Source organism: Nocardia sp. CNY236, from assembly GCF_000482385.1.
Classification (GTDB): domain Bacteria; phylum Actinomycetota; class Actinomycetes; order Mycobacteriales; family Mycobacteriaceae; genus Nocardia.
On sequence record NZ_AXVD01000004.1, the window covers coordinates 69,660 to 85,241 of the forward strand.

Consider the following 15,582-nt stretch of genomic DNA (forward strand, 5'->3'; position numbering starts at 1 on the left):
GCCTGGACAGCAGTCCTCGGGTCCGACCCAGGATCAGCGAAGATCTGACTATGAGTATCAGGGAGAATCTCGGCGCCGCTGGGTACGCCGCGGGGTGGCGGTTGGCCCGCGCGCTGCCCGAATCCACCGCTCGGCGGATGTTCGCATGGGGTGGTGACCGCGTCGCGCGGCGCGCCAACCGGGAGTTCCGTGCCGGTGGCGCACCGAACCAACTCCGGCGCAATCTCGCTCGCGTACTCGGTGTCGTGCCCACGGATGTGCCCGACGAGTTGATCTGCGCCAGTATGCGGTCGTATGCCCGGTATTGGCGCGAGGCGTTCCGGCTACCCACGATGGACCATGCCGAGATCGACTTCTGGGTCGACGGGTTGCCGTTCGTAAATGCCGCGCTGGCCGAGGATCGGGGCGTGATCTTCGTGCTGCCGCACTCCGGAAACTGGGACATTGCCGGTGTCTGGCTGGTGCAGCACTATGGGAATTTCACCACGGTGATGGAGCGGTTACGGCCGGAATCGCTGTTCGAGCGGTTCGTCGCCTACCGGGAGAGCCTGGGCTTCGAGGTGTTCGCGCTGACCGGCGGTGAACAGCCGCCTTTCGGGCAGTTGGCGGCACGGCTGCGGGAGAACAAGGTCGTATGTTTGATGGGGGAGCGCGACCTGACCGGAAAAGGCGTTCCGGTCGAGTTCTTCGGGGAGCGCACCTGGATGCCTGCGGGTGCGGCGAAGCTGGCCATCGAAACCGGTGCGGCGCTGATGCCGGTACATGCGTGGTTCGAGGTGGATGCCGATGGGCGCGAAGATTGGGGGCTGCGGACCGAAGCGCCGCTGGATGTATCCGATGGAGTGGCTGCCGTCACGCAGCGATTGGCGGATCGATTTGCCGCGAATATCGCCGACCATCCCGCGGATTGGCACATGATGCAACCACTGTGGGAGGACGACCTCTCGCCTCGGCGGCGCGCCCTGATCGCCGGGGCGCAAGCCGAAATTCGGTCCGACGGGAGGGATGCCGCGCCATGAAGATCGGCATGGTCTGTCCCTATTCGTTCGACGTCCCTGGTGGGGTGCAGGCGCATGTGGTCGAGTTGGCGCGGGTGTTCATCGAACGCGGTCACAAGGTGAGTGTGCTCGCGCCCGCGTCGGAGGACACCCCGTTGCCGGACTTCGTCGAGTCGGCCGGACGAGCAGTCGCGATCCCCTACAACGGATCCGTGGCTCGGTTGTCCTTCGGGCCGATGGCCTATGCCAGAATTCGCCGGTGGATCGACGGCAACGACTTCGACGTACTGCACATTCACGAGCCGAACGCACCGAGTCTGTCCATGCTGGCGTTGAAGATTGCCGAGGGACCGATCGTTGCGACATTCCATACCTCGACGACGAAGTCGTTGGTGCTGAGCACTTTCCAGGGGGTCCTGCGGCCGTATCACGAGAAGATCTCCGGTCGTATCGCGGTGTCGGATCTTGCGCGACGGTGGCAGGTGGAGGCATTGGGCTCGGACGCGGTAGAGATTCCCAATGGCGTCGATGTTCCGGCGTTCGGCAGGGCGTCGATGTTGTCGGGCTACCCACGCCCGGGTGGGACGGTGTTGTTCGTCGGTCGCTACGACGAACCACGCAAGGGAATCCACGTGTTGCTCGGAGCATTGCCGGATCTGGTGCGCAGTCATCCGGACGTCGAGATCCTCGTCGTGGGTCGCGGGGACGAGGATCGGTTGCGCCGTCAGGCAGGCGCGCTGGCAGGGAGGTTGCGCTTTCTCGGTCAGGTGTCCGATGCGCAGAAGGCTTCGGCGATGCGCAGCGCGGATGTCTACGTCGCACCCAACCTGGGTGGGGAGAGTTTCGGGATCATCCTGATCGAGGCGATGGCGGCGGGAACCGCTGTGGTCGCTAGTGAATTGGACGCTTTCCGGCGAGTGTTGCGTGACGGCAAGGCGGGTATGCTCGTTCCGGTCGGCGATTCCACCGGACTGGCCCGTGCCTTACACACCGTACTCGCCGACAACACACACAGAGAAGCGTTGGTAGAGGTGGCAAGTCAGATCGTCGGCGAATACGACTGGCCGGTCGTGGCCGAACAGATCCTGCGCGTCTACGAGACGGTGACCATAGGCGATGCGCGGGTGCGGGCGCTCGGATGATCACCTTTTCCGCAACGACGGTTCTCGTCCTCACGCTGATCGCCGCGCTGGTCACCGCGGTCGGTCTCTGGGCATATTCGACTGCCAATCGGCTCGATCGGTTACACGTCCGTTCCGACCAGTCCTGGCAGGCACTGGATGCGGCACTGGCGAGACGGGCCGTGGTAGCCAGGTCGGTGGCCATGGCCGTGGCGGGTCCAGTATCCGATCCGATCCTCGCAGAACAAGCGAGGCGACTGTCCGGGCTGGCCGATCGGGCAGAGCGGGCCGGTCGTACAGAGCGGGAGACCGTGGAGAACCAGCTGTCGACCGCGCTGTCGGCAGTCGATATCGGCACACTGCGCCCGCAATTGGTCGCCGAACTGGCCGACGCCGAGGCCAGAGTGCTGATCGCGCGTCGTTTCCACAACGATGCCGTGCGCGACACTCTCGCCCTGCGTACGCGACGCCCGGTGCGCATCCTCCATCTCGGTGGCACCGCCCCGCTGCCGTCCTACTTCGAGATCACCGAGCGCGCGACCCCTGCTGCGGCCACCGGTCTCGCGGTCGACTCGATTCGCACGAGCGCCCGCGTTGTCCTGCTCGACGAGCAGGACCGAACACTGTTGATGCGTGGCAATGATCCCAAGACCCCGGAAGTGTCGTTCTGGTTCACCGTTGGTGGCGGCGTTGAGCCCGGCGAGAGTTTGCGCACGGCAGCGGTACGCGAACTCTACGAGGAGACCGGGTATCGGGCCGATCCGGCCGCGTTGCGTGGCCCGATGTGGCGGCGGGTCGCGGTGTTTCCGTTCGATGGCGAGCTGATTCGATCCGAAGAGCTCTTCTTCGGCTTGCGGGTGCACGGATTCGAACCGAGCGCGGCGTATCGGACCGCGATCGAACGCCACTACATCACCGCTCACAAATGGTGTGGGGCCGCCGACATCGTGGCGCTCGACCAGCTCGGCGAAACGGTGTACCCGTACGATCTCGACGAATTGCTTCCCCAGGCCATCGAGGTGGTGTCGGGCAATGCCGATTTCGAGGTGCGTTCCATCCGCTGACCGCCTCGAGCTCATCGCAGTGTGGGCTGTGTCTGCACAGCACGGGGTCGCAGTGGCATCGGTCTGCGAGCAGCCGAGATCGGCAGGCGAGATCGGACCAGGCCAGTGCTGGGTAACTGGCTATCTAGCGGCGTGATGTGGGCACCTAGAATTGGGGCGTTCGAGACCCGCGCGACCATTTGGCGCACATGACTCAGGAGTTGCCGTGACCACGCCCGAGACCACCCAGACCATCGGCACCGCTCGCGTGAAGCGCGGAATGGCCGAGATGCTCAAGGGTGGAGTGATCATGGATGTCGTGACGCCCGAGCAGGCCAAGATCGCCGAGGATGCCGGTGCGGTCGCTGTGATGGCGTTGGAGCGAGTTCCGGCGGATATCCGGGCACAGGGCGGCGTGTCGCGCATGAGCGATCCCGACATGATCGAGGGCATCATCTCGGCGGTGTCGATTCCGGTCATGGCAAAGGCGCGCATCGGGCACTTCGTCGAGGCGCAGATCCTGCAGAGTCTCGGTGTCGACTACGTCGACGAATCGGAGGTGCTCACGCCGGCCGACTACGCCAACCATATCGACAAATGGAACTTCACCGTGCCGTTCGTCTGTGGCGCCACCAACTTGGGGGAGGCGTTGCGTCGGATCAGCGAAGGCGCGGCCATGATCCGCTCCAAGGGGGAGGCGGGTACCGGCGATGTGTCCAACGCGACCACGCACATGCGAAAGATTCGCCAGCAGCTGCGCCAGCTGTCGGCCCTGCCCGAGGACGAGTTGTTCGTTGCCGCGAAGGAGTTGCAGGCACCCTACGAGTTGGTCCGTGAGATCGCGACGACCGGTGAACTGCCTGTTGTGCTGTTCACAGCTGGTGGTATCGCCACCCCAGCCGATGCTGCCATGATGATGCAGCTCGGAGCCGAAGGTGTATTCGTGGGTTCGGGCATCTTCAAATCCGGTGATCCGGCGCAGCGTGCTGCCGCCATCGTCAAGGCCACCACGTTCCACGATGATCCGGATGTGCTGGCCAAAGTCTCACGTGGTCTGGGCGAGGCCATGGTCGGAATCAACGTCGAGGATGTTGCGCAGCCGCATCGGTTGGCGGAGCGTGGCTGGTGATCGCGGCAGAGGTACTGGTGCCGGTCGCGCTAACCTAGCGCATGGCGAGAATCGAAAAGGCGCTGGAGATCGAGCGGCTCGAGCGAGATATCTTTCGCGGTGCGTGCACCAAAACCCAGCTCCCGCGGACCTTCGGTGGGCAAGTCGCCGGCCAGGCTCTCGTCGCTGCTGTCCGGACGGTGGAGCCGCGATTTCGAGTGCACTCGTTGCACGGGTACTTTCTGCGTCCGGGTAATCCGCAGGAACGGACCGTGTACCAGGTCGATCGCATCCGCGATGGTCGATCGTTCTGCACTCGTCGGGTGACCGGCCTACAGGACGGGGCCGCGATCTTCACCATGGCGGCTTCGTTCCACGTCGGTGATCACGGGCCCGGACATCAGGACGTCATGCCCGAGGTGATGATGCCGGAAGAGCTGCCCGATGAGATCGAGCAGTTGGAGTTCGACCGACCCTGGGCAGTGCGTGAATGGGAGCATTGGGACATCCGGACAGTGCCCCAAGAGAAAGTGTCGCGGCGTGACAGGGTGGTCTCGCAACAGCAGGTGTGGTTCCGCTATCGACACCGGCTACCCGATGACCCGCTCGTCCACGTGTGCACACTCGCCTACATGAGCGATATGACGCTGCTCGGTTCTTCCAAGGTCAACCATCCCGATGAACCGACGCAGAATGCCTCGCTCGATCACGCTATGTGGTTCTTGCGACCGTTCCGCGCCGACGAGTGGCTGCTCTACGATCAATCCTCACCATCGGCCGACTTCGGCCGCGCCTTGACCGGCGGCAAGATTTTCACTCGCGCGGGTGCGTTGGTCGCTGCGGTGATTCAGGAGGGTTTGATCCGTACCTGGCGTGAGAGCTGAGCGGCGCGATGGACGCGATGGAACTGCGATACTCTGCAGTCGCGGCCCCGGGCGAGCGCGACGGCCGTGCGCGCGAGGCGGGCATCGATGCCACTCGTAAGCTCTGCGGGGTGAACAGTACCCCGGTAGCCGAACGTGTCGACGACCTGCAGCCGAGACGATCTCGCCCCACCATCGGGGTATTGGCCTTGCAAGGAGATGTCCGGGAGCACGTCGTAGCGCTCGAGCGCTGTGGCGCCGCGCCGATTCTGGTTCGCCGCGAAACGGAGTTGGCGGCGGTGGATGCGGTGGTGCTACCAGGCGGTGAGTCGACCACGATCAGCACGCTGCTGGCTTCGTTCGGGTTGCTGGAGCCGCTGCGCGACCGGCTACGAGCCGGGATGCCCGCATTCGGTTCGTGCGCGGGCATGATCCTGCTCGCATCGGAAGCGCTCGACACGCGTCCGGATGCCCACCAATTGTCCGGGATCGACATGACGGTGCGCCGCAACGCGTTCGGCCGCCAAGTCGATTCGTTCGAGACCGATCTCGTGTTCGCGGGCCTGCAGGGGGGCCCGGTTCGAGCGGTGTTCATTCGGGCGCCGTGGGTCGAGCGGGTAGGAGCCGGCGTCGAAGTTCTGGCGAGGGTTCCCGACGGCCCCGCCGAGGGCCGGGTGGTTGCAGTACGTCAGGGCAATGTGCTTGCCACCTCCTTTCATCCCGAGGTCACCGGCGATCTGCGGGTGCACGGCATGTTCGTGGACCTGGTTCGAGTGGCGGCGCTGGGCGGGGCCGCTCGGGGACAGTCGTCCGAGTAGGCTGAGCAATGTTGTCGTCCCGGCCATGCCGGTCCGGAAGCCGACCAGACGTGTCACCGACCTGAAGGAAGTAGGGAATGAGCGGCCACTCCAAATGGGCCACCACCAAGCACAAGAAGGCTGCGATCGACGCCAAGCGTGGCAAATTATTCGCGAAGTTGATCAAGAATATCGAGGTGGCGGCCCGTACCGGTGGTGGTGACCCGGATGGCAATCCGACGCTGTACGACGCGATCCAGAAGGCGAAGAAGTCCTCGGTTCCCAATGACAACATCGAGCGCGCCCGCAAGCGGGGCGGTGGCGAGGAGGCTGGCGGCGCCGACTGGCAGACGATCATGTACGAGGGCTACGGCCCCAATGGTGTTGCCGTATTGGTCGAATGCCTGACCGACAATCGCAATCGCGCCGCTGGCGAGGTGCGGGTCGCGATGACCCGCAATGGCGGCAACATGGCCGACCCGGGCTCGGTGTCCTATCTGTTTCATCGCAAGGGCATCGTCATCGTGGAGAAGAACGGCTTGTCCGAAGACGACGTACTGACTGCAGTGCTCGATGCCGGCGCCGAAGAGGTCAACGACCTCGGTGAATCGTTCGAGATCATCAGCGATCCCGGTGATCTGGTGGCCGTTCGTACTGCACTGCAGAGCGCTGGACTCGACTACGACTCAGCAGAATCGGGCTTCCAGCCTTCGGTGTCGGTGGCAGTCGACGCCGACGGCGCTCGCAAGATGATCAAGCTGGTCGACGCACTCGAAGACAGTGACGACGTGCAGAATGTCTACACCAACGTCGACATCCCCGATGAGGTGCTTGCGCAGCTCGACGAGTAGTCGGTGGGCCGGGTTCGCGTGGGTCGGTATCGAACAGTGCAGTACAACGACAGCAGTAGGGCAACGACAACGGTGTGCACTCGGCGAGGATGCACGAGCAGAACGATCCTCTCGGTGACGGGTTCCGCACGTGCCACGAGCTACTCGGCAACCTTGGTGCGCTCACACCATTCGTAGACGCGCAGTCGTCCTTCGGGAGTGTCTCTTTCTCGCTGGGTCGCTGCGAAATGCTCGTATCCCCCCCGGAAGGGTATCTTCAATTCGACTCCGGGCGGGGTGATCGGGACGATACGCGCGGGCAAGTCGTGCGGTCCGCCTTCGAGGACGGCCTTGGCAACAGTGCTCATTCTCGGATGGTAGAAGCGTGGCGGCATCGGGTGTGGCGGATTCGGAGCACGAAATGCGTAAGTTTGCTTATCATTTGCTGATCTCGATTCGGGCACGCGGGTCGGTCCTCTCCGAGTGCAGCGCCCCTGGCCGGACGCGCACCACCGGCCGTGCCCGGCGCTCGTGTCCCGGCATGCCTCAGCGAATTGCTCGAATGCTCCAGCGCGCCATCGGGTGGATCGGGCGACGTGTCGGGGGCTCGTAATCGTCCGCGGCTGCGCTAAACTCTCGAACAATTGTTCGTGCCTGGAGAGGGGTTGTCGTGCGGGTGATGGGCGTCGACCCCGGACTCACCCGGTGTGGTTTCGGAATGGTCGAGGGTGGATCGGGGCGGAAGGTCACCGCAGTGGACGTCGGCGTGGTCCGCACCCCCGGTGATGTGGAGCTGGCCCAGCGCCTACTCGCGGTCGCCGACGCTGCAGATCGTTGGATGGAACTGCACCAACCGGAAACCGTCGCGATCGAACGAGTTTTCGCCCAACACAATGTTCGCACCGCGATGGGCACCGCACAGGCCGGTGGGGTGATCGCGCTCGCTGCGGCGCGCCGTGGGATCCCGGTGGTGTTCCACACACCCAGCGAGGTCAAGGCCGCGGTCACCGGTAACGGCATCGCGGACAAGAAGCAAGTGACCACCATGGTCACCCGCATTCTCGGTCTGCCTTCCGCTCCTCGACCGGCCGACGCGGCGGATGCGTTGGCTCTGGCCATCTGCCATTGTTGGCGGGCGCCGCTGCTGGAGCGAATGGCCGCAGCGGAGGCGAAAGCCTCCGCCGCGCAGCGGCGGTATCGGGAACGGCTGGCCGAACAGCGGAAGGTGGTACGTCGATGATCGCATCAGTGCGAGGCGAGGTCGTGCAGATCGCACTCGACCACGTCGTGATCGAAGCGGCCGGTGTCGGTTATCGACTCAACGTCACCCCGTCCACCGTCGCCGGACTCGGCAATGGCGAGGAAGCCAGGCTCTACACCACGCTGATCGTGCGCGAGGACTCGATGACGCTCTACGGTTTCGCCGACACCGAAGCCCGCGATGTGTTCGGACTACTGCAGACGGTCTCCGGCGTCGGTCCACGCCTTGCCATGGCGGTCCTGGCTGTGCTCGAACCGGAAGCGCTGCGCACAGCGCTTGCCGAGGGCGATGTAGCCGCACTCACTCGGGTCCCCGGGATCGGTAAGCGGGGCGCCGAGCGCATGGTGGTGGAATTGCGGGACAAAGTCGAACGCGTTGCCCTACCGACCGGACCACCCGGAGCGTCACCGTTCTCGGTGGTGACACCGGTACGCGACCAGGTCGTCGAAGCGCTCCTCGGGCTCGGCTTCGCCACCAGACAGGCCGAACAAGCAGTCGACGCAGTCCTTGCCGACCACTCCGTCACCGATACCTCCATCGCTCTGCGAGCCGCGCTCGGCTTTTTGGGCAAGAACCGGTAGGGCGAGATGGGCCACCCCGAGGAGTCGACTGAATCACAGGTCAGCGCACACTATCTGACGTCCGACGGCGAGATCGAGGCGAATTTGCGCCCGAAGTCGTTGGAGGACTTCATCGGTCAGCCCCGAGTTCGCGAACAGCTCACGTTGGTTCTGCGTGGGGCGAAACAGCGCGGCAGTACACCCGATCATGTCTTGTTGTCCGGTCCACCGGGTCTCGGCAAGACCAGCATGGCGATGATCATCGCTGCAGAACTCGGCACTGCCCTGCGGATCACCTCGGGCCCCGCGTTGGAACGGTCGGGCGATCTTGCGGCAATGCTGAGCAACCTGGTGGAGGGCGATGTGTTGTTCATCGACGAGATCCATCGCATGGCCCGCCCTGCCGAAGAAATGCTCTACCTGGCGATGGAGGACTTCCGGGTCGATGTGGTCGTCGGCAAAGGCCCGGGTGCGACCTCCATTCCCCTCGAAATCGCTCCGTTCACATTGGTGGGCGCTACCACCCGATCCGGAGCACTGACCGGCCCGCTGCGCGATCGGTTCGGTTTCACCGGTCACATGGACTTCTACGAGCCCGCCGAGGTGCTGCGCATCCTCCAGCGTTCGGCACACATCCTCGGCGTCTCCGTCGACGAGGAGGGCGCGGCCGAAATCGCGGGTCGCTCCCGCGGCACGCCCCGCATCGCCAACCGCCTGCTGCGCCGCGTGCGCGACTACGCAGAGGTTCGTGCCGATGGTCGGATCACCAGGTCCATAGCGCACGCAGCGCTCGAGGTCTACGACGTGGACGCACTCGGTCTCGATCGTCTCGATCGCGCAGTCCTCGGTGCGCTCGTGCGTAATTTCGGCGGCGGCCCGGTCGGTGTGTCCACGTTGGCGGTCGCAGTCGGCGAGGAAGCCGCCACCGTCGAGGAGGTATGCGAACCGTTCTTGGTGCGCGCGGGCCTGGTCGCACGCACTCCGCGAGGTCGGGTCGCCACAGCCGGAGCCTGGGAGCACCTCGGCTTGGTGCCTCCTCCGGATTCGGTGTTCGGTGCCATCGAAGTGCGCGGGCGGGAGCCGCAGGCCACTCTCGATCTGTTCGAGTGACGGGAGTGCTGCGGGCGCTGTCGAGGTGCCGCCGCGAGGTCAGGACGTCCCGCGCGGCGCCCGGTCGTTGCGGACGCCATCGATGAGCAACCGGTGGATGGCCGTGCTCACCCCGGTCATCCCCACGTCGTCCGGTTCGCGCAAGGAGTACACGATGGCGCCGATCACCATTCCGGTGACTGCGCGTGCGGTGTTCACCGTATCCAGGTCGGCGCGCAGATAGCCGAGTTCGACGCCGTGGTCGAGATACCCCGCGGTCAGTGTGTCGGCCGTATCGAGCAGGCGATACAGACGATGGGTGAGCTCGTCGTCGATTCCGGTCGCGTGATAGAGCAGCAGTTGAGCCACCCGGCGATCGGCGATCAAGATCTCGGTGAGGGCCACCGCTATGCGATCGATCTGAGCTTCGTACTCATCGAGCGTGGTGGCCGCGTCGGGCGCATTCTCCGTGCCGAGAGCTGCGATGATGCGACCGGCCAGATCGTCGATGACGTGATCGATGATGTCGCGCTTGTTGCTGAAGTATCGATAGAAGGTGCCGTGCCCGATGCCCAGTCGGCTTGCGATGTCGGCGATGGCGGTCGCGTGATAGCCCTCCTCCGCGAAACAGAGGAACGCGGTGTCGATGATCTCCTGACGCAATTCGGCTTTGCGTCGTTCTGCGCGGGTTGGTGGCTTTGTCACACTTTTGATGATACGGTCATCAGAAGAGGAATGATATGTCATTCCGGGATGGCAGGGTTGTCGGGAGGTTCGGCGTGGCGCCTCGATATGACGCGGTCGTGGTCGGTGCGGGATTCGGTGGCATGGGCGCAGCTATCCAGCTCGACCGGCTGGGCCTGAGCAACTACCTCGTCCTCGAACGCGAGGACGATCTCGGTGGCACGTGGCATGTCAATCGGTATCCGGGGCTGGCGGTCGACATCGCTTCGGTCACCTACTCGTATTCGTTCGAGCCGAACCCGCACTGGTCGCGGCTGTTCGCCCCGGGAGCCGAGTTGAAGGCCTACGCCGAACACGTCGCCGACAAGTACGACGTGCGACGTCGGATGCGGTTCGGCACCACGGTCGAGGGCGCACGCTGGGACGACGACGGTGAATACTGGATCGTGTCCATTGCGGGCGGGGGTGTTGTTACCTCCCGCTATCTGCTCACCGCGACCGGATTCCTGTCCCAGCCCTACACGCCACCTTTTCCGGGTATCGATTCGTTCGCCGGTGACATCCTCCACACGACCGCATGGCAGGACGGCTTCGACCTCGCCGACCGTCGCGTCGCGGTCATCGGTACCGGCGCCACCGCGGTGCAACTGATACCCGAGGTGGCGCGCAAGGCGCGTGCGTTGACCGTGTTCCAGCGCACTCCGATCTGGGTGGTTCCCAAGATCGATGCCGCGATCCCGGAGTCGGTGCAACGGTTGTTCGAGTTGGTGCCGGCGACGCAGCAGGCCGCACGGCTGGTCAACACCGGTCTTCTCGAAGCGTTGATGGTGGTGGGGGTGTTGCATTTCAAGCAGGTCAAAATGCTGCACGCAGGGGTGAGCATGCTGGCCAAGGCGCATTTGTGGGCATCTGTGCGAGATCGGAGAACGCGCGAGCAACTCACCCCCGACTACGACTTCGGATGCAAACGACCCACGTTCTCCAATCGGTACTTCGCGACGTTCAACCAGCGGCACGTGCGGTTGGAGACGGAGCGGATCGACCATGTCGTCCCCGAGGGAATCGTCACTGCCGACGGACGGACGATAGCGATAGACACGCTCATCCTCGCCACTGGATTCGACCTCTGGGATGCGAACTTCCCAGCGATCGAGATCATCGGGCGTGACGGGGTGAACCTCGGAAAATTCTGGCGGGACAACCGATTCCAAGCCTACGAGGGCATCACGGTGCCGAAGTTCCCGAATTTCCTCAGCCTCAACAGCCCGTACTCCTACAGTGGCCTGTCCTATTTTACGACGATCGAAGCCCAGATGAAGCACATGGGCCGGTTGTTCGGGGAGTTGCGTCGCCGAGGGGAGACCACCTTCGAGGTCACCGAACAGGCCAACGCCGCGTTTCTGGATCGCGTCACCGCCAAGCTCGGCTCGTCGGTCTTCTACGACGGTGACTGCGCCACCGCGCACAGCTACTACTTCAACCCGCATGGTGAAGCCGCGCTGTTGCGGCCGACGAGTACGATCAACGCCCACCGTGAGGCGGTCGCCTTCTCACTCGACGACTACGCCTACGGCAAGATCGCTTGACCCGAACCCGGTGCCATGTCGGGTCGGCAGCGATGTGGTGCACGGCTGGAACGTCGACGGATGTGAGCGCCACGCGGACCCAAGAGACGTGCGAGTGTGGCGTCCGTGCGGTCAACTGGCAGACTGTGTGGGTACTTGTCCATCCCACCCACGACACTAGGGACTGACTTCGACGATGGAACTGTTGTTTCCACTGCTACTGGTAGCCCTGCTCGTGCCGATGTTTCTCGGTGTCCGCCGCCAGAAGCGGGAGGCGGAGAAGATCGCGAATATGCAGGACAACCTCGAGGTCGGCGATCAGGTCGTCACCACGTCGGGGCTGTACGGCACCGTGGTCGAGGTCGATGAGACCACGGTCGATCTCGAGATCGCCGAGGACGTGATCACCACCTGGCTGCGTCAGGCCATTCGTGAGGTGCGCACCGACGATGTGGTCGGCACCGACCAGACCGCACCGGCCACCGACACCGGATCGACCGAAACCGTCGCCGACCCATCGAACGCGACCGGCGCCACCGAGGAATCCGCCGAACAGACCGAGACTCGGCTGTCCAAGGACTGATTCGTCCGGTTGTGCTCTGCCCGCCGGGGTCGACGCGGTGGCCCTGCGTCCGGCGTGGCCGACGCATGTCCGCCTTTGCCCGCTCGATGCCCCGTCTAGGAGATGAAGTACTGTGCCACCTTCCCAGGGAGCGGCGCACCCGCACCCGCTGCGGCTGCTCGGCGGCTTTGCCGTGCTGTTGATCGCGGTCTATGCCCTGGTGTTCTTCACCGGTGACAAGTCGCCGACGCCCAAGCTCGGTATCGACCTGCAAGGTGGTACCCGGGTCACCCTGTCCCCGCGCACGCCCGATGGCAGCACGCCCAGCCAGGACAGTCTGGACAAGGCTCGACAGATCATCGGAAACCGGGTCAATGGGCTCGGCGTATCCGGTTCCGAGGTCGTCATCGACGGCGACACCATCGTGATCACCGTGCCCGGCGACGACGGGCAGCAGGCGCGCGCGCTGGCAACGACGGCCAAGCTCTACATCCGACCGGTACTACAGGCTGTCCCCGCGGAGGCCCGCAGTGCGCCGCCGGCCGTGCCCGAGGCGCCGGCGGACCCGGCTGCGCAGGGTGCGCAACCCGATGCGCCAGCGGCCGAGCAGCAGCCCGCGTCCGAACCTGCCGCGCCCGAGGCGCCGGCACTCGAGGTGCAACCGCGTGTCTTTCCTGCCGCGCCCGTCCCAGCGCCGATGGACCCGGGGTCGACGCCCACGGAGCAAGCCGCCAAGGATATCCAAGCAGCCAAGGCCACGCGTCAGAGTACGGACCCGGCGGTCCAACAGTCGGCGCTGGAAACGCTGGATTGCAGCGCACCCGATCCGCTCGCCGGCAACGACGACCCAGAACTTCCACTGGTGACGTGCTCGAACGACGGCACCGAGGTTTTCTTGCTGGACAAGAGTCGGATCGATGGTCAGGAGATCAAGGACGCGACCTCCGGACTGAATCAGCAGCAACCTCGGCACGAGGTGTACTTGGAGTTCAAGTCCGCCGGCAGTGACGCATGGGCCGCGCTCACCGGCGAATACGTCCAGCAACGCGTCGCCTTCGTGCTCGACTCGCAGGTGGTCAGCGCACCGGTCGTGCAGCAGGGGCCGCAATTGGGCGGTCGTACCCAGATCTCGGGGAATTTCACGGCGACGACGGCAAAGGAGTTGGCGAACACGCTGAAGTACGGTTCGCTGCCGCTGTCGTTCCAGACATCCGAGGCTCAGACGGTGTCGGCGACCCTCGGGTTGTCGTCGTTGCGGGCTGGGCTGCTCGCGGGGGCGGTCGGGTTGGTGGTGGTGCTGCTGTACTGCCTCGCCTATTACCGGATGCTCGGATTCGTCACCGCGGTATCGTTGGCGGCGTCCGGACTAGCGGTGTACGGCCTCATGGTGCTGCTCGGGCGTTGGATCGATTTCACCCTCGATCTTGCCGGCATCGCCGGCCTGATCATCGGTATCGGGATGACGGCCGACTCGTTCGTCGTGTTCTTCGAGCGCATCAAGGACGAAATGCGTGAAGGCCGAAGCTTCCGGTCGGCGGTGCCCCGCGGCTGGCAGCGGGCCCGCAGGACCATCCTGTCCGGCAACGCGGTCAGCTTCATCGCCGCAGCGGTGCTGTACTACCTGGCAGTCGGCCAGGTGAAGGGCTTCGCATTCACCCTCGGCCTGACCACTGTTCTCGACGTCGTCGTGGTGTTCCTGGTGACGTCGCCACTGATGCTGCTCGCCTCCCGGACGGTGTTCTGGTCCAAACCGTCCGTGAACGGACTGGGCGCGATCCAACAGGTCGCCCGCGAGCGGAAGGCGGCCGTGGCTGCCGCTGGGAAGGCATGAGGACGTGACGACCAAGAGCAACACCACTGCGTCTCTCGACAAGGCGAACTCCTCCGCCAGCACCCCGACGTTCGACGCGGCCACCCAGCCACCCGCACCGCGGCACGGGTTCCTCAACCGTCTCTACACCGGTACAGGCGCTCTGGACGTCATCGGCAAGCGCCGGATGTGGTTTGTGGTCACCGCCGTGGTCGTGCTGATTTCGTTGGGGAGCATCGTCTTGCGCGGCTTCAACTTCGGCATCGATTTCGAGGGTGGCTCGCGCATCCAGTTCCCGGCTGGGTCCGCGACTCCCAGCCAGGTCGAGGACGCATACCACGACGCCCTCGGCACCGATCCGGTATCGGTGCAGACCGTGGGCGCAGGGGGCTCATCGACCATCCTGATTCGTTCGATGGCGCTGGACCAGGCGCAGGCCGAGGCGCTGACCGGCGCATTGTTCGCGGAATTCCAGCCAAAGGACCGAAACGGCGATCCGAATCCGGCTACGATCAGTACCTCTGACGTCAGCGAGACCTGGGGCGGCCAGATCACTCGTCAGGCGTTGCTCGCTCTCGCGGTGTTCCTCGCGCTCATAGCTGTGTACATCGCGGTTCGGTTCGAGCCGTACATGGCCGTGGCCGCGCTCGCGGCTCTGGTCTTCGATGTCACCGTCACCTCGGGGGTGTATTCGTTGGTCGGATTCGAAGTCAGTCCGGCTACGGTGATCGGCATTCTCACCATCCTGGGATTCTCGCTGTACGACTCCGTGGTCGTGTTCGACAAGGTCGAGGAGAACACCCGGGGTATTCTGCACGTAACCCGGCGTACGTACGGGGAGCAGGCCAACCTGGCGGTGAATCAGACGCTCATGCGTTCGATCAACACCACGCTGATCGGCATCCTGCCGATCGTTGGCCTCATGGTGATCGCGGTCTGGATGTTGGGCGTCGGCACACTCAAGGACCTGGCGCTGGTGCAGTTGGTTGGTTTGTTGGTCGGCACGTATTCGTCGATCTTCTTCGCCACTCCATTGCTGGTGTCGATCAAGGAGCGTTGGGGGCCGGTAGCGGCCCATACCCAGAAGGTTATGGCCAAGCGTGCCGGTGCGGCCGAAGCCCGCGCAGGTGGCGACACCACACCGCGCTCTGCGGCCCGCACCTCGCGCGACACGTCGCCGCGCGGCCGTCCGGTCGGGCAGACGCCCGGACCCGGTGCTCGCCGGCCGAGCGGAAAGAGGCACAGGAAACGGCACTGACCACGAGGGGATTTCATGCGACCGCCAGGTACA

At 64.6% G+C, this 15,582-nt stretch carries 16 protein-coding genes; 14 read left to right on the top strand and 2 right to left on the bottom strand.

Going from position 1 to position 15,582, the window contains the following annotated elements:
* The first annotated feature begins 50 nt into the window (after positions 1-50).
* The 7 genes from K940_RS0105060 (at position 51) to K940_RS0105090 (ending at position 6,781) form a co-directional block, all read left to right on the top strand.
* Entirely contained in the window at positions 51-1,019 is a 969-nt protein-coding gene (locus tag K940_RS0105060; protein ID WP_028476640.1) for a phosphatidylinositol mannoside acyltransferase, read from the top strand.
* A complete protein-coding gene (locus K940_RS0105065; RefSeq protein WP_028476641.1) occupies positions 1,016-2,140 on the top strand; it encodes a glycosyltransferase family 4 protein in 1,125 nt (374 codons plus the stop codon). The genes K940_RS0105060 and K940_RS0105065 overlap by 4 nt, the downstream gene beginning before the upstream one ends.
* Positions 2,140-3,183: an NUDIX domain-containing protein gene (locus tag K940_RS0105070; RefSeq protein ID WP_028476642.1), complete on the top strand. Its 1,044-nt coding sequence runs from the start codon at positions 2,140-2,142 to the stop codon at positions 3,181-3,183. The genes K940_RS0105065 and K940_RS0105070 overlap by 1 nt, the downstream gene beginning before the upstream one ends.
* A 259-nt stretch (positions 3,184-3,442) precedes the next feature.
* A complete protein-coding gene (gene pdxS, locus K940_RS0105075; protein ID WP_231390262.1) occupies positions 3,443-4,291 on the top strand; it encodes a pyridoxal 5'-phosphate synthase lyase subunit PdxS in 849 nt (282 codons plus the stop codon).
* A 41-nt stretch (positions 4,292-4,332) separates the two neighbouring features.
* The gene (locus tag K940_RS0105080; RefSeq protein WP_028476644.1) at positions 4,333-5,154 is read left to right on the top strand and encodes an acyl-CoA thioesterase II; all 822 of its coding nucleotides are present in this window, start codon (positions 4,333-4,335) and stop codon (positions 5,152-5,154) included.
* Positions 5,155-5,264: 110 nt separating this feature from the next.
* The gene (gene pdxT, locus K940_RS27000; protein ID WP_304412480.1) at positions 5,265-5,951 is read left to right on the top strand and encodes a pyridoxal 5'-phosphate synthase glutaminase subunit PdxT; all 687 of its coding nucleotides are present in this window, start codon (positions 5,265-5,267) and stop codon (positions 5,949-5,951) included.
* Positions 5,952-6,028: 77 nt separating this feature from the next.
* Entirely contained in the window at positions 6,029-6,781 is a 753-nt protein-coding gene (locus K940_RS0105090; RefSeq protein WP_028476645.1) for a YebC/PmpR family DNA-binding transcriptional regulator, read from the top strand.
* A 140-nt stretch (positions 6,782-6,921) separates the two neighbouring features.
* Here K940_RS0105090 and K940_RS0105095 read toward each other — a convergent pair whose 3' ends face one another.
* Complete coding sequence (locus K940_RS0105095; protein WP_028476646.1) at positions 6,922-7,128, bottom strand: DUF5988 family protein; 207 nt, start codon at positions 7,126-7,128, stop codon at positions 6,922-6,924.
* 302 nt (positions 7,129-7,430) lie between these two features.
* On the opposite strand from K940_RS0105095, the gene ruvC reads away from it, so the two are divergent.
* From ruvC to ruvB, 3 genes are read left to right on the top strand one after another with little or no spacing between them, the layout of a single operon-like run.
* On the top strand, positions 7,431-8,000 hold the full coding sequence (ruvC, locus tag K940_RS0105100) for a crossover junction endodeoxyribonuclease RuvC (RefSeq protein ID WP_028476647.1): 570 nt from the start codon (positions 7,431-7,433) through the stop codon (positions 7,998-8,000).
* Positions 7,997-8,602, top strand: coding sequence for a Holliday junction branch migration protein RuvA (gene ruvA / locus K940_RS0105105; RefSeq protein ID WP_028476648.1), 606 nt, complete (start codon positions 7,997-7,999; stop codon positions 8,600-8,602). The genes ruvC and ruvA overlap by 4 nt, the downstream gene beginning before the upstream one ends.
* A 6-nt stretch (positions 8,603-8,608) precedes the next feature.
* On the top strand, positions 8,609-9,691 hold the full coding sequence (gene ruvB / locus K940_RS0105110; protein WP_028476649.1) for a Holliday junction branch migration DNA helicase RuvB: 1,083 nt from the start codon (positions 8,609-8,611) through the stop codon (positions 9,689-9,691).
* Positions 9,692-9,730: 39 nt separating this feature from the next.
* On the opposite strand, the gene K940_RS0105115 is transcribed toward ruvB, so the two are convergent.
* Positions 9,731-10,384, bottom strand: coding sequence for a TetR/AcrR family transcriptional regulator (locus K940_RS0105115; RefSeq protein ID WP_369797471.1), 654 nt, complete (start codon positions 10,382-10,384; stop codon positions 9,731-9,733).
* A 65-nt stretch (positions 10,385-10,449) separates the two neighbouring features.
* On the opposite strand from K940_RS0105115, the gene K940_RS0105120 reads away from it, so the two are divergent.
* From K940_RS0105120 to secF, 4 genes are all read left to right on the top strand, one after another.
* A complete protein-coding gene (locus K940_RS0105120; RefSeq protein ID WP_028476651.1) occupies positions 10,450-11,940 on the top strand; it encodes an NAD(P)/FAD-dependent oxidoreductase in 1,491 nt (496 codons plus the stop codon).
* 175 nt (positions 11,941-12,115) lie between these two features.
* Positions 12,116-12,502: a preprotein translocase subunit YajC gene (yajC, locus tag K940_RS0105125; RefSeq protein ID WP_028476652.1), complete on the top strand. Its 387-nt coding sequence runs from the start codon at positions 12,116-12,118 to the stop codon at positions 12,500-12,502.
* A gap of 112 nt (positions 12,503-12,614) precedes the next feature.
* Positions 12,615-14,312, top strand: coding sequence for a protein translocase subunit SecD (secD, locus tag K940_RS0105130; protein ID WP_028476653.1), 1,698 nt, complete (start codon positions 12,615-12,617; stop codon positions 14,310-14,312).
* 4 nt (positions 14,313-14,316) lie between these two features.
* Positions 14,317-15,549 carry a protein translocase subunit SecF gene (secF, locus tag K940_RS0105135; RefSeq protein WP_028476654.1) on the top strand — a complete coding sequence of 411 codons (1,233 nt, stop codon included), beginning with the start codon at positions 14,317-14,319 and terminating at the stop codon, positions 15,547-15,549.
* Positions 15,550-15,582 lie beyond the last annotated feature (33 nt).

Coding starts and splice junctions, on each gene's coding strand:
- K940_RS0105060 (WP_028476640.1), top strand. CDS start 51: ATGAGTATCAGGGAGAATCTCGGCGCCGCTGGGTACGCCGCGGGGTGG.
- K940_RS0105065 (WP_028476641.1), top strand. CDS start 1,016: ATGAAGATCGGCATGGTCTGTCCCTATTCGTTCGACGTCCCTGGTGGG.
- pdxS (WP_231390262.1), top strand. CDS start 3,443: ATGGCCGAGATGCTCAAGGGTGGAGTGATCATGGATGTCGTGACGCCC.
- K940_RS0105080 (WP_028476644.1), top strand. CDS start 4,333: ATGGCGAGAATCGAAAAGGCGCTGGAGATCGAGCGGCTCGAGCGAGAT.
- K940_RS0105090 (WP_028476645.1), top strand. CDS start 6,029: ATGAGCGGCCACTCCAAATGGGCCACCACCAAGCACAAGAAGGCTGCG.
- K940_RS0105095 (WP_028476646.1), bottom strand. CDS start 7,128: ATGAGCACTGTTGCCAAGGCCGTCCTCGAAGGCGGACCGCACGACTTG.
- ruvA (WP_028476648.1), top strand. CDS start 7,997: ATGATCGCATCAGTGCGAGGCGAGGTCGTGCAGATCGCACTCGACCAC.
- ruvB (WP_028476649.1), top strand. CDS start 8,609: ATGGGCCACCCCGAGGAGTCGACTGAATCACAGGTCAGCGCACACTAT.
- yajC (WP_028476652.1), top strand. CDS start 12,116: ATGGAACTGTTGTTTCCACTGCTACTGGTAGCCCTGCTCGTGCCGATG.